This is a genomic window from Leeuwenhoekiella obamensis (assembly GCF_055391795.1).
The window spans coordinates 1,760,270-1,776,127 of record NZ_AP029251.1 but is presented as its reverse complement, the minus strand read 5'-3'; the positions used below and the strand labels follow the sequence as shown (position 1 = coordinate 1,776,127).

The following is a 15,858-nucleotide window of genomic DNA, read 5'->3' as shown; positions in this document are numbered from 1 at the left end:
TAATTATACTTTGATAATCTCTATGCGATGCGTTTTTGGTTTATTTATCTCATAGATTTTATCCACTAGGATTTTAAGGTTGTCTTCCCACATTTTTCGTATTTCGGGGAAGCGGGCGGTGCGGTAGATGCCCATTTTGCTGGTAACAAAAATATTATCAGTAGAGCTTGCCGCATCAAAAGCTTGCTGAGAATCTTCATATAACATGCCTTTGTCCCTGAAGAAATTAGATTGCACCCACTCATATTCACGCAGTTTTCCTTCGATTTCTGCGCGTTGCTCATTAAGGAACATCACATTCTTGGCCTGCTTGTATTGTGGTGTGTTGCCATAGTTTGCCATGTTTATTCCTTTGGTAAAATCGGCTGCGGTGAATTGTGCAATTTCATTACCATCAATCAGGAGTTTATAATTGCCTGCGTTAAGATTGTCTACCTTGAGAATTTCTTGATTAAACTCTTTTACAAAAGGATACACCTTAAGCGCATCGCCCAGCTGCTGCGGATTTCCCCACGCGCCAGAAGTAGAGTCTATGGGATAAGGCAACGACTGCGCTTCATATTGAAAGGAAACTTGGTCTTTTTTCGCGTTAAGCAAATAGACTTTAGCATTCTCAGCTTTGTCAATAGAAGCGGCATCAGCATTAATGGCAATGTCTGCCACAGGTTTGCCCGCCAGTCCTTGACTTTTAAGAATGATAGACGCCATCACCAGATGTCCCGGTTTGCCCGGATGAATACGGTCTGGACCGGTAATGGTGTATGCAGAATCAGACTGTTGCTCGCGTTGTGTTATTTCTAGCATCGGGTGGTAGAGGTCGATGTATGGCCAGTTGTTCTTAGCCGCGCCTTTTTCTTGAAAAGCGACGATTTCTTCAATGGTTTTGCTTTTTCCAATAAAATTGTTCGCATCAATTTTTACCGTTTCATCAAAGGGCGACGTACTCATAATCGCTGGTTTGATGTCTGGATATGACATTAATTTTTCTTGCATGAGTTTAAAGTCGTGCGCAGATTTTGCGATGCGTTGCTTTGCTGTTTTTTCAGCGTCATCTTGCCAGAATTCTGCATAGCCGCTATCGTTCATACCGAAAGTAAGTACCACGATATTCGGGTTCATTTTAAGGATGTCGTCTTCAAAACGAGCATACATCTGGCCAACCACATCGCCACCAGAACCGCCGTTAAGAATCTGTACTTTCCTTTCGGGGAAATGTGTCATGTAATACAGCCAAACATACGATTCATAAAAACCGGCATGCGTGATGCTATTGCCCAGAAAAACGACGCGGTCGCCATCTTTAAAGGGTTCTAATTGCTGTGCATTTGCAGCTTTAAAGCAAAAAATACTAAGTAAAGCGCAAAGAATGATTTTCTTCATTTGATTGTAGATTTTCGTGTCTAATTGAATTCTATTCTTAAGGTTTTAAAACCCATTTTCGGGATAGAGAAAGACACGTTTTTATCGTTAGATTTTAATTGGTTTTCTATAGAACCATCCAAGTTTACAAGCGCAATAGATTTAATGTCTTTTGTAAACTGAATATTTCCTTTTTTATCATCGCCTTCTGGATTAAAAATCCGTGCGTAATAGGCGTTTTCCTTCTTTGAGAAAGAGGTAAGCAACCAACCATCTTTCTTTAAATCAAGTAAGGATTTGTTGTTTTCTTTTGGCGAAAGCCCAGTAATAACGGCCGTGAGCGGTTCTTGCTTGCTTTGTAGATGTTTCCAGATTTGCGCTTGTTTCCAGTTGCCTTTATGCGGCATCAGCGAATAATGGATTTCTGTAGGTCCATCAACGGTGTAATTGCGTCCCCAAAGCCCTATGCCAGAATATTGAATGGTCAGTCCCAAAGGAAAATCCTTGCCGTGGGTATAACTTGTTGTATGGTCTGTAAACAGCGTCATACCATATTTTTCATCACCATCTGTGACATCAACCCAATCCACAATAATGTTGTTTTTAATGTTTTTCCATGAGGTGAAAAAGGTGTCGTCAAGACCACTTTCCATCACATCAAATGCTGAATTCTTAAACACTCGCTGGTTCTTAAGGTTTACAGGAAATAGGCTTAGTAGCTTTTCACGGTCATTATAAAACGCTTTTTCAAGATTCTTCCAATCAAAGTTTTCTTCCTTGAAAGCACCAATTCCCATGTTCTCACTCCAGTCTATTTTAAGGTCAAAATCTATAACAGGATTTTCATTGTACAGCGTTACGGTTTGGGTCACGGGAACATCTGCGATACTGGTTTTTATCGCCAGTTTATAAACTAACGGACCGTTTTCAAGAATTTCGATTTCAGCAGTTTTATCCACCGTGGTTTTCTTCCCGCCGTCGTCATAAAAATTGCCAAGCAAGGTGTTGAAACCGTATTGAGAATCGGCGTCCACAAATTCTTTATTGTCTGCTTTTTTAGCGATTAAACTAGTTATTTTTCCGCCTTGAGCGGCATCAAAGGTCAACGTGTAGTTCTCAGTTTCTACTTTGTAGATGTTGTTTGATTGGGTTATTCCTTTTTTGGCTGTAGCCAAATTATCACCGCCCGAAACAATTTTATAAACCGAATAGCCCATCGCTGGCGCAGTGGCTTTAAACGTTATGAAATCACCATTTTGCTGATTCATTACGGCTTCGCCCTCCCATGTTTTAATTGTGCTGTTTTGCGGGGTTTTTACGTGAACCAATTCTTCGCGTACCGTACCTGAAGTGTTGTAAACACGAATAAACTTACCATCAGCCGCAGCATTCTGTTGAATATTTGCATCGCTGATATCCATGGTGTTTTTTGTCCAGTTCACTACTTTATCTGCCCAGGTGTCGCCTTTTTCACCATTGTAAGGCACGATCCAGCAGTCGTGATGTTGTGTAAGCAAAAGCGTGCTCCACGCGTTTTTAAAGTCGGTTTCTGGGTAGGATGTGTTGTCGTAAAGTGAGTTTATCGCAGTGATTTTCTCCGCAAGGATAATCTTGTTTGCCGCCTCACGTTCCTGCTGTGCGATACGCTGCATCACCTGACTTCCCCAAACTAAACTCACCTGCAAATCCTCCTGATTTACATGCCAAGGTTTGATATCTGCCGTTTGCGAAGCATGGTCAAAGTAGTTTGTCCAAGTCGTGTATTCTGTAGGTTTATAAAAACCACCTTTAAGCCACGGGCCGTTCTTCCAACCCGCGTCTTGCAAACACATCCCGATAGGCGCTGTAAAATCATTTTGTAACGCCGCGTTGATATATTCTGGCGAATTGGCGTTTGCGATGGTCTCCCAAGTAGAATTAGGTTTAAGCGACTCAAAACTGTAGCGCGGCGACATAATTATCGATGTACCGTCAGAGCCCACCCAATTTACCAGTTCGCCATCGTGCGCTCTCGTATAACCGCCCCAGCAAGTGTTTGGGTTTTTTAGCGAGGCATATTTAAAGCCAAAAGAAGAAAGAATTTGTGGTAGACCGCTAGTAAAACAAGGTTCTTCAGAAGAGTAGGAGGTAAAGGTAATTTCAGGGAAATAGTGTTTTAATTTTTCCATTCCCAGTTCAAACTGTTTTATGATGCTTTCGCCCGAAATGTTCCACATATACGGCTGGCCATACGCCGGGTTCACATATTCTACGCGGTCTTGCGCAAAATATCCTTTAAGTTTTTCAACTGATGCAGCGTCGATTTTTGAAGCGCGGTCCCAAGTTTCAGGTTCAATTTCAAGGTTGATCTTCCAGTCTGGATTTTTCTCAAGTTCATCAACGATGTAGGCTGTATAGCCTTCTGGGTAATGGCCCCAGATCCCGCCGTGGTAGCCATCTACAAAATATGCCGTTTGCTGGGCATGAGACGTAAAACTTGCGCAGGTAAATATCATTAGAAGTATAAAAATGGCTTTTACACTCCGGTTTTCGATTATCTGAATATTCATTATTTAATGGCTAGACGATTGAAGGTTTAAGATAAATCAATAAAACGGTTTAGCAAAAACTTTGACAACAAGTCATTTAAGAATAATCGGGTTAAAACCAATTTTTAGAAGCAGTCAATGCCGCTAGATCTAGATGGATATGGTGGGAGATATTTTCGCTTAAAGCGAAATAAAATGCGCTATGATCTATAAAGGCGATAAAATGTGTATTTAACGTTTAATTTTTAAGTATTACGCAATTAAATGATTATTTCATTAACGAAAATTTAATATAAATAAAATTGAATACATTTTTTTGAATAAAATTTAAAAGTATACATTTGCAACGAAAACGATGTAGTAATTAAAATTATTCATGAAAACATCAAAGACATTAGGAGAATTCATCATTGAGAATCAGAAGGATTTTCCCTATGCAAAAGGAGAATTATCAGCATTGCTGAGTTCCATTCGTCTGGCAGCAAAATTTGTCAATAAGGCGATAAACAGAGCCGGACTTTCTGAAATACGAGGAAAGCTTGATAACACAAATATTCAAGGTGAGCAACAAGCGAGGTTGGACCAGATGGCCAATGATGTTTTTATTCAAACGTTGCGCAACCGTGGGGAAGTTTGCGGTATTGCCTCTGAGGAAATGGAGGATTTTGTGGTGTGTGACGGTGAGATCAATAAAAATGCAAAATATGTAGTGCTAATCGACCCATTAGACGGATCATCAAATATTGATGTGAATATTACTGTGGGGACCATTTTTTCAATCTATAAACGCAAGTCGCCAGTGGGAAGTCCCGTAGAACTGGAAGACTTTTTACAGCCCGGCGTTAATCAAGTAGCGGCGGGCTATGTGATCTATGGCACTTCTACGATACTTGTGTATACTACGGGTAACGGAGTTAACGGTTTTACTTATGATCCGGGGATAGGATCATTTTTCCTATCGCATCCAGACATTCGTTTTCCTGAAAAACACCAGATCTATTCTATCAATGAAGGTAACTATGTGCACTTTAAAGATGGAATTAAACGCTTTATAAAATGGATGCAGGAAGAAGCACCACAAGACGGGAGACCTTATACTTCTCGCTATACGGGTTCGCTTGTGGCAGATTTTCATCGCAATATGCTCCTTGGGGGCATTTTTTTATACCCTATGGGTACGATGGCGCCACTGGGAAAACTGCGCTTACTGTATGAGTGCAACCCGATTGCCTTTATCACAGAGCAGACGGGAGGCGCTTGCAGCAATGGCTATTTGCGTATTCTAGAATTGCAACCCATAGAATTACATCAACGCACACCCTTTATCTGTGGTTCACGACCGCTAGTAGAAAAGGCAGAAGAATTTTTATATCAAGAATATCAATCTACGATCAATTCAAATTTTTTGACAAACGCAAATCAATTCATTTAAATCAAAAAACATGGAAACTCCAGTAATGGAATCTAAGTCAATTTCGCTTAAGCGATATGGAATAGAAAGCAAGCAGGTACATTACCAGACTGCGCCAGACGAATTGCAGCAGCATACCTTGAGAAGGGGAGAAGGTGTAGAAACTGCAAATGGTGTACTTGCTATTAATACAGGGCGATTTACAGGTAGATCGCCTAAGGATCGTTATATCGTGATCGATGATGTAACGAGAGATAAAGTGAATTGGGGAAGTGTGAATATTCCTTTTGATTCAGTAAAATTTGACAAACTCTATGCACGCGTTGCGGCACACCTTTCGACCAAAGAAGTTTACGTTCGCGATGCATACGCGTGCACAGAGGAGTCATATAAGCTTAACATTCGTGCCATTACGCAGACGCCGTGGGCAGGTTTGTTTGTGCATAATATGTTCTTAAGGCCAGAGGAAGCGGCTTTAGAGAACTTTAAAGAAGACTGGCTGATCTTAAATGCGCCAGACTTTTATGCTTTTCCTGAATGGGATGGTACTTCAAGAAATAATTTCTCAATTATTAATTTTACTAGGAAGATCATTTTACTAGGAGGAACGGGCTACACTGGTGAGATCAAAAAAGGGATATTCTCTGTTTTGAACATGCTTTTGCCTACTGAACATGATGTGTTGCCTATGCACTGTTCTGCCAATCAAGGCGAGGACGGCGATACTGCCATTTTCTTTGGCCTATCAGGAACCGGGAAAACCACTTTATCTACAGATAGTAACCGCACTTTGATAGGAGATGATGAGCATGGCTGGACGCCAAAGAACTCCATATTTAATTTTGAAGGTGGGTGTTATGCAAAGGTGATAGGTCTTTCTCAGGAAAAGGAGCCAGAGATCTTTGATGCTATTAGACCAGGTGCTATGCTTGAAAATGTTGTGCTTACTGAAAATGGTGCGGTAGCATTTAACGATGATAGCATTACGAAAAATACACGTGTGAGTTATCCTATTGAGTTTATTCGTGAGAATAGCGAGCTAGCAGAAAATAATACTATAAAGAATATTTTCTTTCTTTCTGCCGATGCATTTGGGGTATTGCCACCGGTTTCTAAACTTACAGCTGAACAAGCAGCATATTATTTTATCAATGGCTATACGGCTAAAGTTGCAGGTACAGAACACGGTATCAATGCGCCATTGCCGTCATTCTCGGCTTGCTTTGGAGCACCATTTATGCCGTTGCATCCCACAGTTTATTCTGATATGCTGATGCAAAAAATAAAGGACAATAAAATTAATGTCTGGATGCTTAATACAGGCTGGATAGGTGGACCTTATGGCAAAGGCGAGCGTATACCACTTAAATATACTCGTGCTATTGTAAATGCTATTCACGATGGAACTTTAGGAGAGTCAACCATAGAATTTAAAAACGATTCTATTTTAAATCTATCCTTCCCAAAACAATGTCCAGGAGTGCCTGATGAAATTCTAGATCAGAGTAAATTATGGAGTGATGCTTCTTCTTACGAGACAGCGACCAAGCAATTAGCTGCGCTGTTTAAGGAAAATAACAAACGATTTTTAAAGTAAACCTTTTAGGTTGGTTTTTGTTTTTTAGTTGAGGTTACGTGAAAATGCCGCCAGTGATGGTGGCATTTTCTTTTTGAATAATTTAATGTGCTTAGTTATTGGGTTAGATTGAGGAGGATTAATTTCCATACACTATCCATACACTATCCATACACTATCCATACACTATCCATACACTGTCCATATACTACCTTTTCTTTTTAGTTTTTAGTTGACATGGATAGATTAATTTGTGAATTAGCTAATAAGGTTATTAGCGAATGGGTGTTGGAAGCTAGAAGAGAATAAATCAATTTTCAATTTGTGGATCTCAAAATTGTAATTACTTATGACTGTGACTGTAGACTGAAGACTGAGAATGTCACTTCGGCTCCGCTCAGTGAACGGGGTTGATTGAACCCTCTGAGCTTTGTTTCACTTGCTCATCTCCCTTCTAGTATAAGGGAGAAGCTTTTTACTGCAAACTGCGACTGAGAATCGCTAACTGAAAAATGTAACTTCGGCTCCTCTCAGTGAACGTTTTTTTTAGCTAATTTGTTTAATTAGCGAATGGATAACTCTGTCATTTCGAGTGAAATTATGAAGCATAGCGAAATGATTTTGTATCGAGAAATATGTTGTCAGCCTTTTTCTTTTTTATACTGTCTAAGAAAGAAAGTAAATCCCGATATTCTTATGGATTAATCAAATATGATTTATCGATTTTCAATTTGTAGATTTAAGAATGTAAATTACTGAGAACTGACACTGAAGACTGATGACTTTGCGCGATATACTGAAATTCTTTTGCTTACTTTTATTTTCCATTTAATTTCTATAAAGACAAACATTTCCATGAAATCTATTCTCCAGGCTTTTATTTGTTTCATCACACTTACGGTATTTTCTCAACAACCCGATCCGCCGGGGCAGGTTGTGGAAGGAGAAAAAGCTATCAATGAGGCTTATCTCTTTGCGCATATGACAAAGGATGATTATGGTAGTTTATATTACTCAGTAAGCCAAGATGGACTGCATTGGAAACAGTTGAATAACGGGAATGTAGTATTTGATGAATATCATGGTCATGCAGATATCGCTAAAGGACCTGATGGAAAATATTATATCGCAGGGAATCAAAGCGACTCTTCTCCTGACATTAATATTTGGGTATCTGATGATCTTATAAATTGGAATAAACATGCAGTTTATACTCCGGATCTAAAAGCTACACCGGGATACTCAGAAGCGATGCAACGCATTGGGGCACCTAAGTTGTATTTTGATAAGGATTCGGAAAAATTTATTCTTACTTGGCATACGCCGCATCAAGATGGTACACCGGAGAATGCAGAAATATACTGGGCGAGTCAGCGTACGCTATATGTCTTATCTAAGGATCTTAAGAATTTTGAAGGTCCGCCGCAACGGATATTTGACTGGGATTTTGGGACGATAGATGTCTTTATCAGGAAAGTGGGAGATACGTATTTTGCTGTACTGAAGGATGAAACCTGTCCCACGCTTTATTGGCCCACAGGTAAAACCATACGCATTGCAAGATCTAAATCTTTAACTGGCCCGTATTCATTACCTAGCGATCCTATTAGTCCTAATTTTAGAGAGGCCCCTACTTTAATTCCTTCTCCGGATGGTAAAGTTTGGTATCTGTATTATGAGCAGTATCCGGGAGTTTCTTATGGCTTATCTATCGCAGACAATCTTAACGGACCATGGTATCAAGCTTCAGGTTATACTTTTTTTAGTACTTGGGATAAATACAGTTTACCACAAGGAATACGTCATGGTTGTATGATCACAATTTCTGATAAGGAGTATGAGGCTTTAGTAGAAAGCTTTGGAGAGTGGGGCGTTAATCGATTGTTGAATTTTTGATTAATCAATTCTTGATTACTCTATTGGGGGTGATTGAACCCTCTGAGCTTCGTTTCATTCGCTCATCTCCCTTCTAAAATAAGGGAGAAGCTTTTGCAGGTGACTGTCGCTTTGACTTCGCTCAGTGAAATGAATCTTTTAATGAGTTAATTAGCTAATGTGAGAATTAGCGAATGGGTGCTGGGAGATTAATAGATTCTCAATTATTCGATTGGGATGATTGGAACCCTCTGAGCTTCTAGTATAAGAAGAAACTTTTTACTGCATACTGCGACTGAAGACTGGTGACTGAAAATGTCACTTCGGCTCCGCTCAGTGAACGAGATAGTTTAATTGGAAAATGTATGATTATTGCTTTACTCGATATTTTGATAGTTCTGCGCGTCCCATGGCTCTTATATTTTCTCGCTGTGAGGGTGTCATAAGTTGGGAAATACCTTGTACGTAGTTATTGGGTACTATCATCATAAACTCATAACCATACTTCTTGCTTTGTGGATATAATTCGCTAAATATTGCGTGAAAGTATTGATTAATTTGTGCGGTTGATTTTCCTGAAGCGATCATATCCTTGGCTAGCTTCCCATAATACATTCTATTATCATATTCTTTTTTTGTTTTGTAGAATTCAATAAACTCCGCAGCTTCAGAGCTGAGATTTGTGGAAGATTCTTTGGAAGGTGGATTAGTGTAAAGTGCTTCATTATTATAGATTTTTCCATAGTGCAAGGATTTTTTTGTCACATCAAAGTAACCAGAGAAAATTGCCACAGGTTTATTTTCTATCATTAAAACCGGATGACCTTCTTTTGTGTATTTATATTTTGTCATTTTAGAGTAATCTATAGGCTTGCCGTTATAATAAATTACATCTACTTTCTTCTCTAGATCTCTTCCATAGACATAGGTGTTGCCTTCTTTAATTTCTGGTTTGTAAAAATGTTGTTGTCTGTCAAAATTATTCACTAAAAATCCTGTATTAGTTATTGAGTCCTGCAAGAAAAATCCAGTGCCATATATAGTAAAAGTAGATTTTGATTTTCTCCCTTTGATATACAGATTTGCATATTTATCATAAAATTCTAGGACCGCAGGAGAATTTTTCATTACTTCTCTAGCGATTCCTGTTTTGCCTAGATCATACTTTTCGTCAAAACCACCCAAGCCATGATAATAATTCTGAATGTGTGGGATATAAATAAGTGCTCCATTATCTAAAGCCCTTGAAGTTGATATGACATGCAGACGTAATGACTTTCCATCAATTATAGGGTATGGATAGACCAACTTATCATTGGGGACGAATGGGATCTTTTTCCATGAGACTTGCTTGTCTTTGATGATCTTATCAATGTCACTATAATATATAATTATTCGCGGCTGTGGTGGTGAGAATTGGCCTGTAAATGCCTCTGTAATCCAATTTCCTTATTCATCATAGGTATAGGAATATTTTATTTTGCCTCGCGAATCGTTTAACTCCTGTTTTAATCCATTTTTATATAATGCAAAACTTTTAAAAACCTCATTATCAGTTGATGTATATTTATAGTCAACTTTTAATAGACCATCTATTTTAGTGTATTGATATTCAAAGGAGCGTGAAGTTTTATCTTTTTTACGAAATTCAGTTTTCTTTATTACTCTTTTCTGATCATCATAAAGGTATGTTGAGACCCAATACTTGTTATCGCTTTTAATTAATAATCTGTCTTTGTTGTATTCATATGTAGAGGGTATTGAATCATACTGATAATTGAAAACTTCAGTTATAAGTCCATTTGTGAAACCTTGGTATATCAGTTTTTTTCTTTTGCTTCGGCACGATCATTAGTTATATTATTTAGATAGTTTAATAAATTACCGTTTCTGTCAAATATTTGCTTGTCAATAGAATATATATTCCCTTTTTTAAGTGAATATAATTTTTCACTTGCATAAGGTTCATAAGGATTTTCAGGTGCATTAACCTCATCAATAAATACTGTAGATCGTTGCGCATTCGCTTTCGCGAAAGCTAAACATAAAAGAATGAAAAGATAACGAGTCATGATTGAAGGTTTGAAACAAATGTGTCAAAAACTCTAAGTAGATGAAATACGGCATTTGACCTATATTTTGGCAAGGAGCGGAAAATGGGATTGGTTCATTTTCGTGTAGGCTTCGCTCAATTGACAATTTCATCAATGAGGAAATTAGCTGATTTGCTAATGGAGATTAGAACCCTTTGAGCTTCGTTTCACTCGCTCTTCTCCCTTTTAGGAAAAGTTAGAGGCATTTTATTGGAGATTGTTGACTGAAGACTGCCGACTGAGACTGTCACTTCGACTTCGCTTAGTGAACAGGATAATTTAATGAGTCAATTAGCTAATGTTAGATTTAGCGAATGGGTGCTGGAAGTTGGGTGTGGGGAGATTGATTAATCAATTCTCAATATGCTATCAAGTGATTCTGGGAGTGGCATTAACTTGATTTTCTATATTCACCGGGTGTAACACCTACATTTTTTTTAAAGACTCTGGTGAAATGTTGAGGATACTTAAAACCTAGTTCATAAGCTATTTCACTAATTGATTTGTCAACATCTAATATTAGATCTTTAGACACCTCAATAATTTTAAGCTGTATAATTTCTGACGCGCTTTTCCCTGTTTCTTTCTTAACTAGATCACCAAAGTAGTTGGGCGATAGATTAAACTCGTTTGCAAAATAGGATACAGTTGGGAATCCTTTAGTTTGTGCTATTTCTGATTTAAAATAATTGTTGAGTTGCTTATCAAATTTTGTAATGATGCTATGATTTAGGTTTTCACGGGTAATGAATTGGCGATCATAGAAACGTTTACAATAATTTAGTAGTAGCTCTATATTGGTGGCTATGATAGATTTGCTGTGTTGATCAATGTTTTGATCTAATTCATAATCTATTTTGTCAAAAAGTTCAATAATTGACTGCTGTTCTTTTCGAGAGAGATGCAAAGCTTCATTAAGCTCATAGTCAAAAAAAGAATATTCACTTATTATCTTCCCCAATGAAGTGCCATGTATGAATTCTGGATGAAAAATCAATGCCTTACCCTTGGGGTTATAGTTTTTGATACTCTTGATCTCTACAAATTGTCCTGGTCCCACAAATACCATAGAGCCTTCTTCATAATCATAAATGTTACGTCCATAAAGCATATCACAACCATTAACACCCTTTAAGAAAATCGCATAGAAGTTAAACCTAAATTTTCCTTCTTGAAGAGGTGTCGCAATTGAGCTATCAAAAACACTGATAAGTGGATGGCGTGTGTCAATCCCCTTAAGCTCATTGTATTTTTTTACAGAATCGATATTTATAACCTCTTGCATATTTATGTTTTAAACAAATATAATCGAGAACACAGTCAATGTATTAATACCGATGGCTAAATATGTAAAAATGGTATCTAATGCAGTAATATGTATACTGATTATACACTAGTCTTTTGAGAAATTTGTTACTGATCTCAATGTCAATTCTTAAAGAAGAAGTTTAAGTGATCAATTTTTGATGGTACAAATTAGGATTAGATTATATAGGACACAGATTCAAATTGTCTAATCATCAAAAGACACTTTAAATGTGATTGTTAGATAAGGCTTGTAGATAATTATATCGAATCGATTGAATCTTTGAGAGAGAAAATTTTATGCAGTTCATATAAAGAGTCAATAATTAATTAAATTATATATTTTAAGGTGTGAAAATCAAGGTTATAGGAGTGTTTGTGGTGCTTTTGAGTCAGGTAGGTTTTGCTCAGGATACGACCGTTGAAAAAGAACTTAAGGAATTGTCAAAGAACAAGTGGCAATGGATGGCTGACAAAAATATGGACGAGCTTACAGCTTTATTTCACCCGCAAGCACAATTTGTGCATATGGGCGGTTCATGGGGAACTGACCGCGAGTTGGAAATAATCAAGAAAGGATTCATTTGGTATAAAAAAGCCGACATTCAGGAAGTAAACGTTGATGTGCTGGGCGATACGGCGATACTTTTAAATCGCATCACCTTACTTGCCGTAGTAGGAGGTAACGAGGTTACAAATCCGTTTATGGTGACTGAAGTGTATAAGAAAGAGGCAGGTAACTGGAAACTGGCAAACCTCTCTTTTGTAAAACTGCTCACGGGTTCACCTGGAGAATAAATTCAGAATATGAAAACCCTTGTTTTGGCATTACATATCGTATTTAGCGTGGTAAGCTGCGGGCAAGCTGTGGAAAAGCAGGAGCTTGCAGATGGAGATAAGATTTTAATTATTTATCTCTCTCGTACGAGTAATACTATGGCTGTTGCCAAAATGATACAGGAGCAAACCGGCGGTCGGCTTATAGCACTTGAACTTGAAGAGTCCTATCCAGAGGATTATAAGGCAATCGTCGCTCAAGTTGCAGAAGAAAATGAAACAGGATTTTTGCCTCCTTTAAAGACTAAAATTGATGATCTAGAAGATTATGATACAGTTTTTATTGGTTTTCCCACTTGGGGAATGCAACTACCTCCACCAATGAAAAGTTTTTTAACGCATAATGACCTGTTAGGGAAAACAGTTGTACCTTTTAATACCAATGCCGGTTATGGTGTAGGCAGTAGTTTTAAAACGGTAAAAGAATTATGTCCTAGGGCTAATGTCCTTGAAGGATTTTCAGTCAAAGGCGGGATAGAGCGCGATGGAATCCTTTTTGTCATGGAAGGTGAAAAGGAAAGCGAGGTTAACCTGAAAGTGAAGGATTGGTTGACATCAATTTTCAAAAAAATATCTAGATGAGCGGCAGTAAACATATCGGAGTGATTTTGGCTTTAAGCCTTATTTTAATTTTAAACAAAATGGAGGTTTTTGCTCAAGATGCAACGCCGTTAACTCCTACGCAGGCTGGTATAGCCCACATTGCTATTGCCACCGCTCAAGGTGATGTAGAGCATATTGAGATAGCTTTGAACAAGGGACTAGATGCCGGCTTAACTGCAAATCAAGTCAAGGAAGAGCTAGTGCATCTGTATGCCTATTGTGGATTTCCGCGCAGTTTGATGGCTATTAACACACTCACCGAAGTTCTGAATGACCGTCGAGAGAATGGAGTTATTGATGACGATGGAGAAGCTGGCACAGCTGTCATGGGAACAGATAAATATGAGCAAGGCAAGCAAGTACTTGAAGAACTTACGGGTATTCCTGCCAACGGTAGCAAAGCGGGATATGCTATAACAGTACCTATTATTGAAGTGTTTTTAAAAGAACATCTTTTTGCTGATATATTTAAACGTGGTGTGCTGAGTTATCAAGAACGCGAAATCGCAACACTTTCTGCACTGTTTACCATGGGAGGTTTAACGCCTATGGCATCAGGACACTTACGCATTAATTTAAGATTGGGACTTACTGAGGGGCAAGCGTATCAAATTTTGGGTATGATTGAAGAATCAGTAGGAAAAAGTAGAGCAGATGAGGGGAGGCAAATTCTTAGCGCACAAAATACGCAGCAGCAGGAAGCAACTACAGAAACCGCTACATCGGTAGATTTGTTTGATAGGGGAGAATTGATAGAAGCTGATGTCTTCACAGGCAATGCTTGGCTTAACGGATTAGTAACGGCAGACGAAATCAATGATAATTCGGTGGGCGTGGTAACTTTTGAAAAAGGAGCGCGTACGTACTGGCATAAACATCCCAGCGGGCAGATTATTCTCGCTTTACGCGGAAAGGGATTTTATCAAGAGCAAGGTGGCCCAAAGCGGATATTACAAAAAGGAGATGTGGTAAAATGCCCAGAAAATACTCCGCACTGGCACGGAGCAAGCACAGATGAAGATTTTATGCAGATTGCAATTACCGGTCGAGCAAATGGGCCCACACAATGGTTGCAAGAAGTAACACAAGCAGAATATACCTCTGAAAATTAGTATCTTTAAGAAGAACCTTTTAAATCAAAAACTATGGTTACACTACAGGTAAATGGCAAGAAAATGCAAGTGGATGTTGACCCAGAAACTCCGCTACTTTGGGTCTTAAGAGACCATCTGGATTTAATGGGGACAAAATATGGTTGTGGTGTAGCCCAGTGTGGTGCCTGTGTGGTTCATCTCAATGGCGAGGCGGTGCGTTCTTGTGTTACAAAAGCAAAACGAGCAGAGAATCAGGAAGTAGTTACCATAGAAGGTCTTGCCGAAAATCATGACCATCCCGTACAGCAAGCCTGGAAAGATATTGATGTACCCCAGTGCGGATATTGCCATAGTGGTCAAATCATGTCTGCAGCAGTGCTTTTGCGCGAAAATCCAGAGCCTACTGATGAAGATATAGATATTGCGATGGCTGGTAACATATGCCGTTGCGGTACGTACTCGCGCATTCGTAAAGCCATTCACCGCGCTGCAGAAATCAAGAAAGAATCTCTTTAAAGCATTTACATGAAAAGTTTAAAGCAACAAACACTAAGAAAGGCGGTAGGTGCGGTTTTGGGAATATTCCTTATTAGCGCCCTCTTCTACACGCTGGCGAGTATGAAAGATATAGATAGAGATGATTCTGGGTACATACCTTTAACGCAAGCGATGCAAGACAGTTTAAAGTCTAAGCAAGCCTTTAAGAAGGTTTATGAAGTATTGATGCATCCTCGCTGTATGAACTGTCATCCGGCAGGTGACATTCCCTTACAGGGTGATGATAGTCATGAACACAGTATGAAACCCAGACGCGGTCAAGATGGAAAGGGATTATATGCGATGAAGTGTGCCAACTGTCATCAAGCAGAAAATACCGAGGGATTGCATGCGCCTCCTGGAAATCCTAATTGGCACCTGCCACCTGCAGATATGAAAATGGTTTTTCAAGGAAAAGGCATTAATGAACTTGCAAAACAGCTGATAGATAAATCAAAAAACGGGAATAAAAACATGGAAGAGCTTATTGCCCATGCTGATGATACGCTTGTAAAAGCAGGATGGAATCCTGGCGAAGGATTATCACTGCCGCCTATATCTCATCAAGAGTTTAAGCAAGCTTGGATAACCTGGATAGAGAATGGAGCGTATGCTCCAGAAGAAGATAAATAATTGCTGA

The 15,858-nt window shown here is 38.8% G+C and carries 13 protein-coding genes; 8 read left to right on the top strand and 5 right to left on the bottom strand.

The features are described from left to right. Positions 1 to 3: 3 nt before the first annotated feature. Together ACZ5L8_RS07895 and ACZ5L8_RS07890 are read right to left on the bottom strand one after the other, a co-directional pair. The gene (locus ACZ5L8_RS07895) at positions 4 to 1,380 is read right to left on the bottom strand and encodes an SGNH/GDSL hydrolase family protein (protein ID WP_464440743.1); all 1,377 of its coding nucleotides are present in this window, start codon (positions 1,378 to 1,380) and stop codon (positions 4 to 6) included. Positions 1,381 to 1,400: 20 nt separating this feature from the next. Next, the gene (locus ACZ5L8_RS07890) at positions 1,401 to 3,908 is read right to left on the bottom strand and encodes a glycoside hydrolase family 38 C-terminal domain-containing protein (RefSeq protein WP_464440742.1); all 2,508 of its coding nucleotides are present in this window, start codon (positions 3,906 to 3,908) and stop codon (positions 1,401 to 1,403) included. A gap of 355 nt (positions 3,909 to 4,263) precedes the next feature. On the opposite strand from ACZ5L8_RS07890, the gene fbp reads away from it, so the two are divergent. The 3 genes from fbp (at position 4,264) to ACZ5L8_RS07875 (ending at position 8,770) form a co-directional block, all read left to right on the top strand. Beyond that, positions 4,264 to 5,319, top strand: coding sequence for a class 1 fructose-bisphosphatase (gene fbp, locus ACZ5L8_RS07885; RefSeq protein ID WP_464440740.1), 1,056 nt, complete (start codon positions 4,264 to 4,266; stop codon positions 5,317 to 5,319). Positions 5,320 to 5,329: 10 nt separating this feature from the next. Continuing rightward, positions 5,330 to 6,895, top strand: coding sequence for a phosphoenolpyruvate carboxykinase (ATP) (gene pckA, locus ACZ5L8_RS07880; RefSeq protein WP_464440738.1), 1,566 nt, complete (start codon positions 5,330 to 5,332; stop codon positions 6,893 to 6,895). A gap of 834 nt (positions 6,896 to 7,729) precedes the next feature. Next, entirely contained in the window at positions 7,730 to 8,770 is a 1,041-nt protein-coding gene (locus tag ACZ5L8_RS07875) for a glycoside hydrolase family 43 protein (RefSeq protein ID WP_464440736.1), read from the top strand. A gap of 348 nt (positions 8,771 to 9,118) precedes the next feature. Here ACZ5L8_RS07875 and ACZ5L8_RS07870 read toward each other — a convergent pair whose 3' ends face one another. The 3 genes from ACZ5L8_RS07870 to ACZ5L8_RS07860 form a co-directional block, all read right to left on the bottom strand. Next, entirely contained in the window at positions 9,119 to 10,057 is a 939-nt protein-coding gene (locus ACZ5L8_RS07870) for a hypothetical protein (protein WP_464440734.1), read from the bottom strand. 512 nt (positions 10,058 to 10,569) lie between these two features. Beyond that, on the bottom strand, positions 10,570 to 10,821 hold the full coding sequence (locus ACZ5L8_RS07865; protein WP_464440732.1) for a hypothetical protein: 252 nt from the start codon (positions 10,819 to 10,821) through the stop codon (positions 10,570 to 10,572). A 412-nt stretch (positions 10,822 to 11,233) separates the two neighbouring features. Continuing rightward, positions 11,234 to 12,127: a helix-turn-helix domain-containing protein gene (locus ACZ5L8_RS07860; protein ID WP_464440730.1), complete on the bottom strand. Its 894-nt coding sequence runs from the start codon at positions 12,125 to 12,127 to the stop codon at positions 11,234 to 11,236. Positions 12,128 to 12,498: 371 nt separating this feature from the next. Here ACZ5L8_RS07860 and ACZ5L8_RS07855 point away from each other — a divergent pair, with 371 nt between their 5' ends. Genes ACZ5L8_RS07855 through ACZ5L8_RS07835 form a run of 5 tightly spaced genes read left to right on the top strand, consistent with a single transcriptional unit; the run spans position 12,499 to position 15,851 of the window. Further along, positions 12,499 to 12,945, top strand: coding sequence for a nuclear transport factor 2 family protein (locus ACZ5L8_RS07855; protein WP_464440728.1), 447 nt, complete (start codon positions 12,499 to 12,501; stop codon positions 12,943 to 12,945). Between the two features lie 9 nt (positions 12,946 to 12,954). Next, positions 12,955 to 13,566 carry a flavodoxin gene (locus ACZ5L8_RS07850; RefSeq protein ID WP_464440726.1) on the top strand — a complete coding sequence of 204 codons (612 nt, stop codon included), beginning with the start codon at positions 12,955 to 12,957 and terminating at the stop codon, positions 13,564 to 13,566. Beyond that, positions 13,563 to 14,699: a carboxymuconolactone decarboxylase family protein gene (locus ACZ5L8_RS07845; RefSeq protein WP_464440725.1), complete on the top strand. Its 1,137-nt coding sequence runs from the start codon at positions 13,563 to 13,565 to the stop codon at positions 14,697 to 14,699. The genes ACZ5L8_RS07850 and ACZ5L8_RS07845 overlap by 4 nt, the downstream gene beginning before the upstream one ends. A 33-nt stretch (positions 14,700 to 14,732) precedes the next feature. Beyond that, entirely contained in the window at positions 14,733 to 15,197 is a 465-nt protein-coding gene (locus ACZ5L8_RS07840; protein WP_464440724.1) for a (2Fe-2S)-binding protein, read from the top strand. 9 nt (positions 15,198 to 15,206) lie between these two features. After that, a complete protein-coding gene (locus tag ACZ5L8_RS07835; RefSeq protein WP_464440722.1) occupies positions 15,207 to 15,851 on the top strand; it encodes a hypothetical protein in 645 nt (214 codons plus the stop codon). Positions 15,852 to 15,858: the final 7 nt, after the last annotated feature.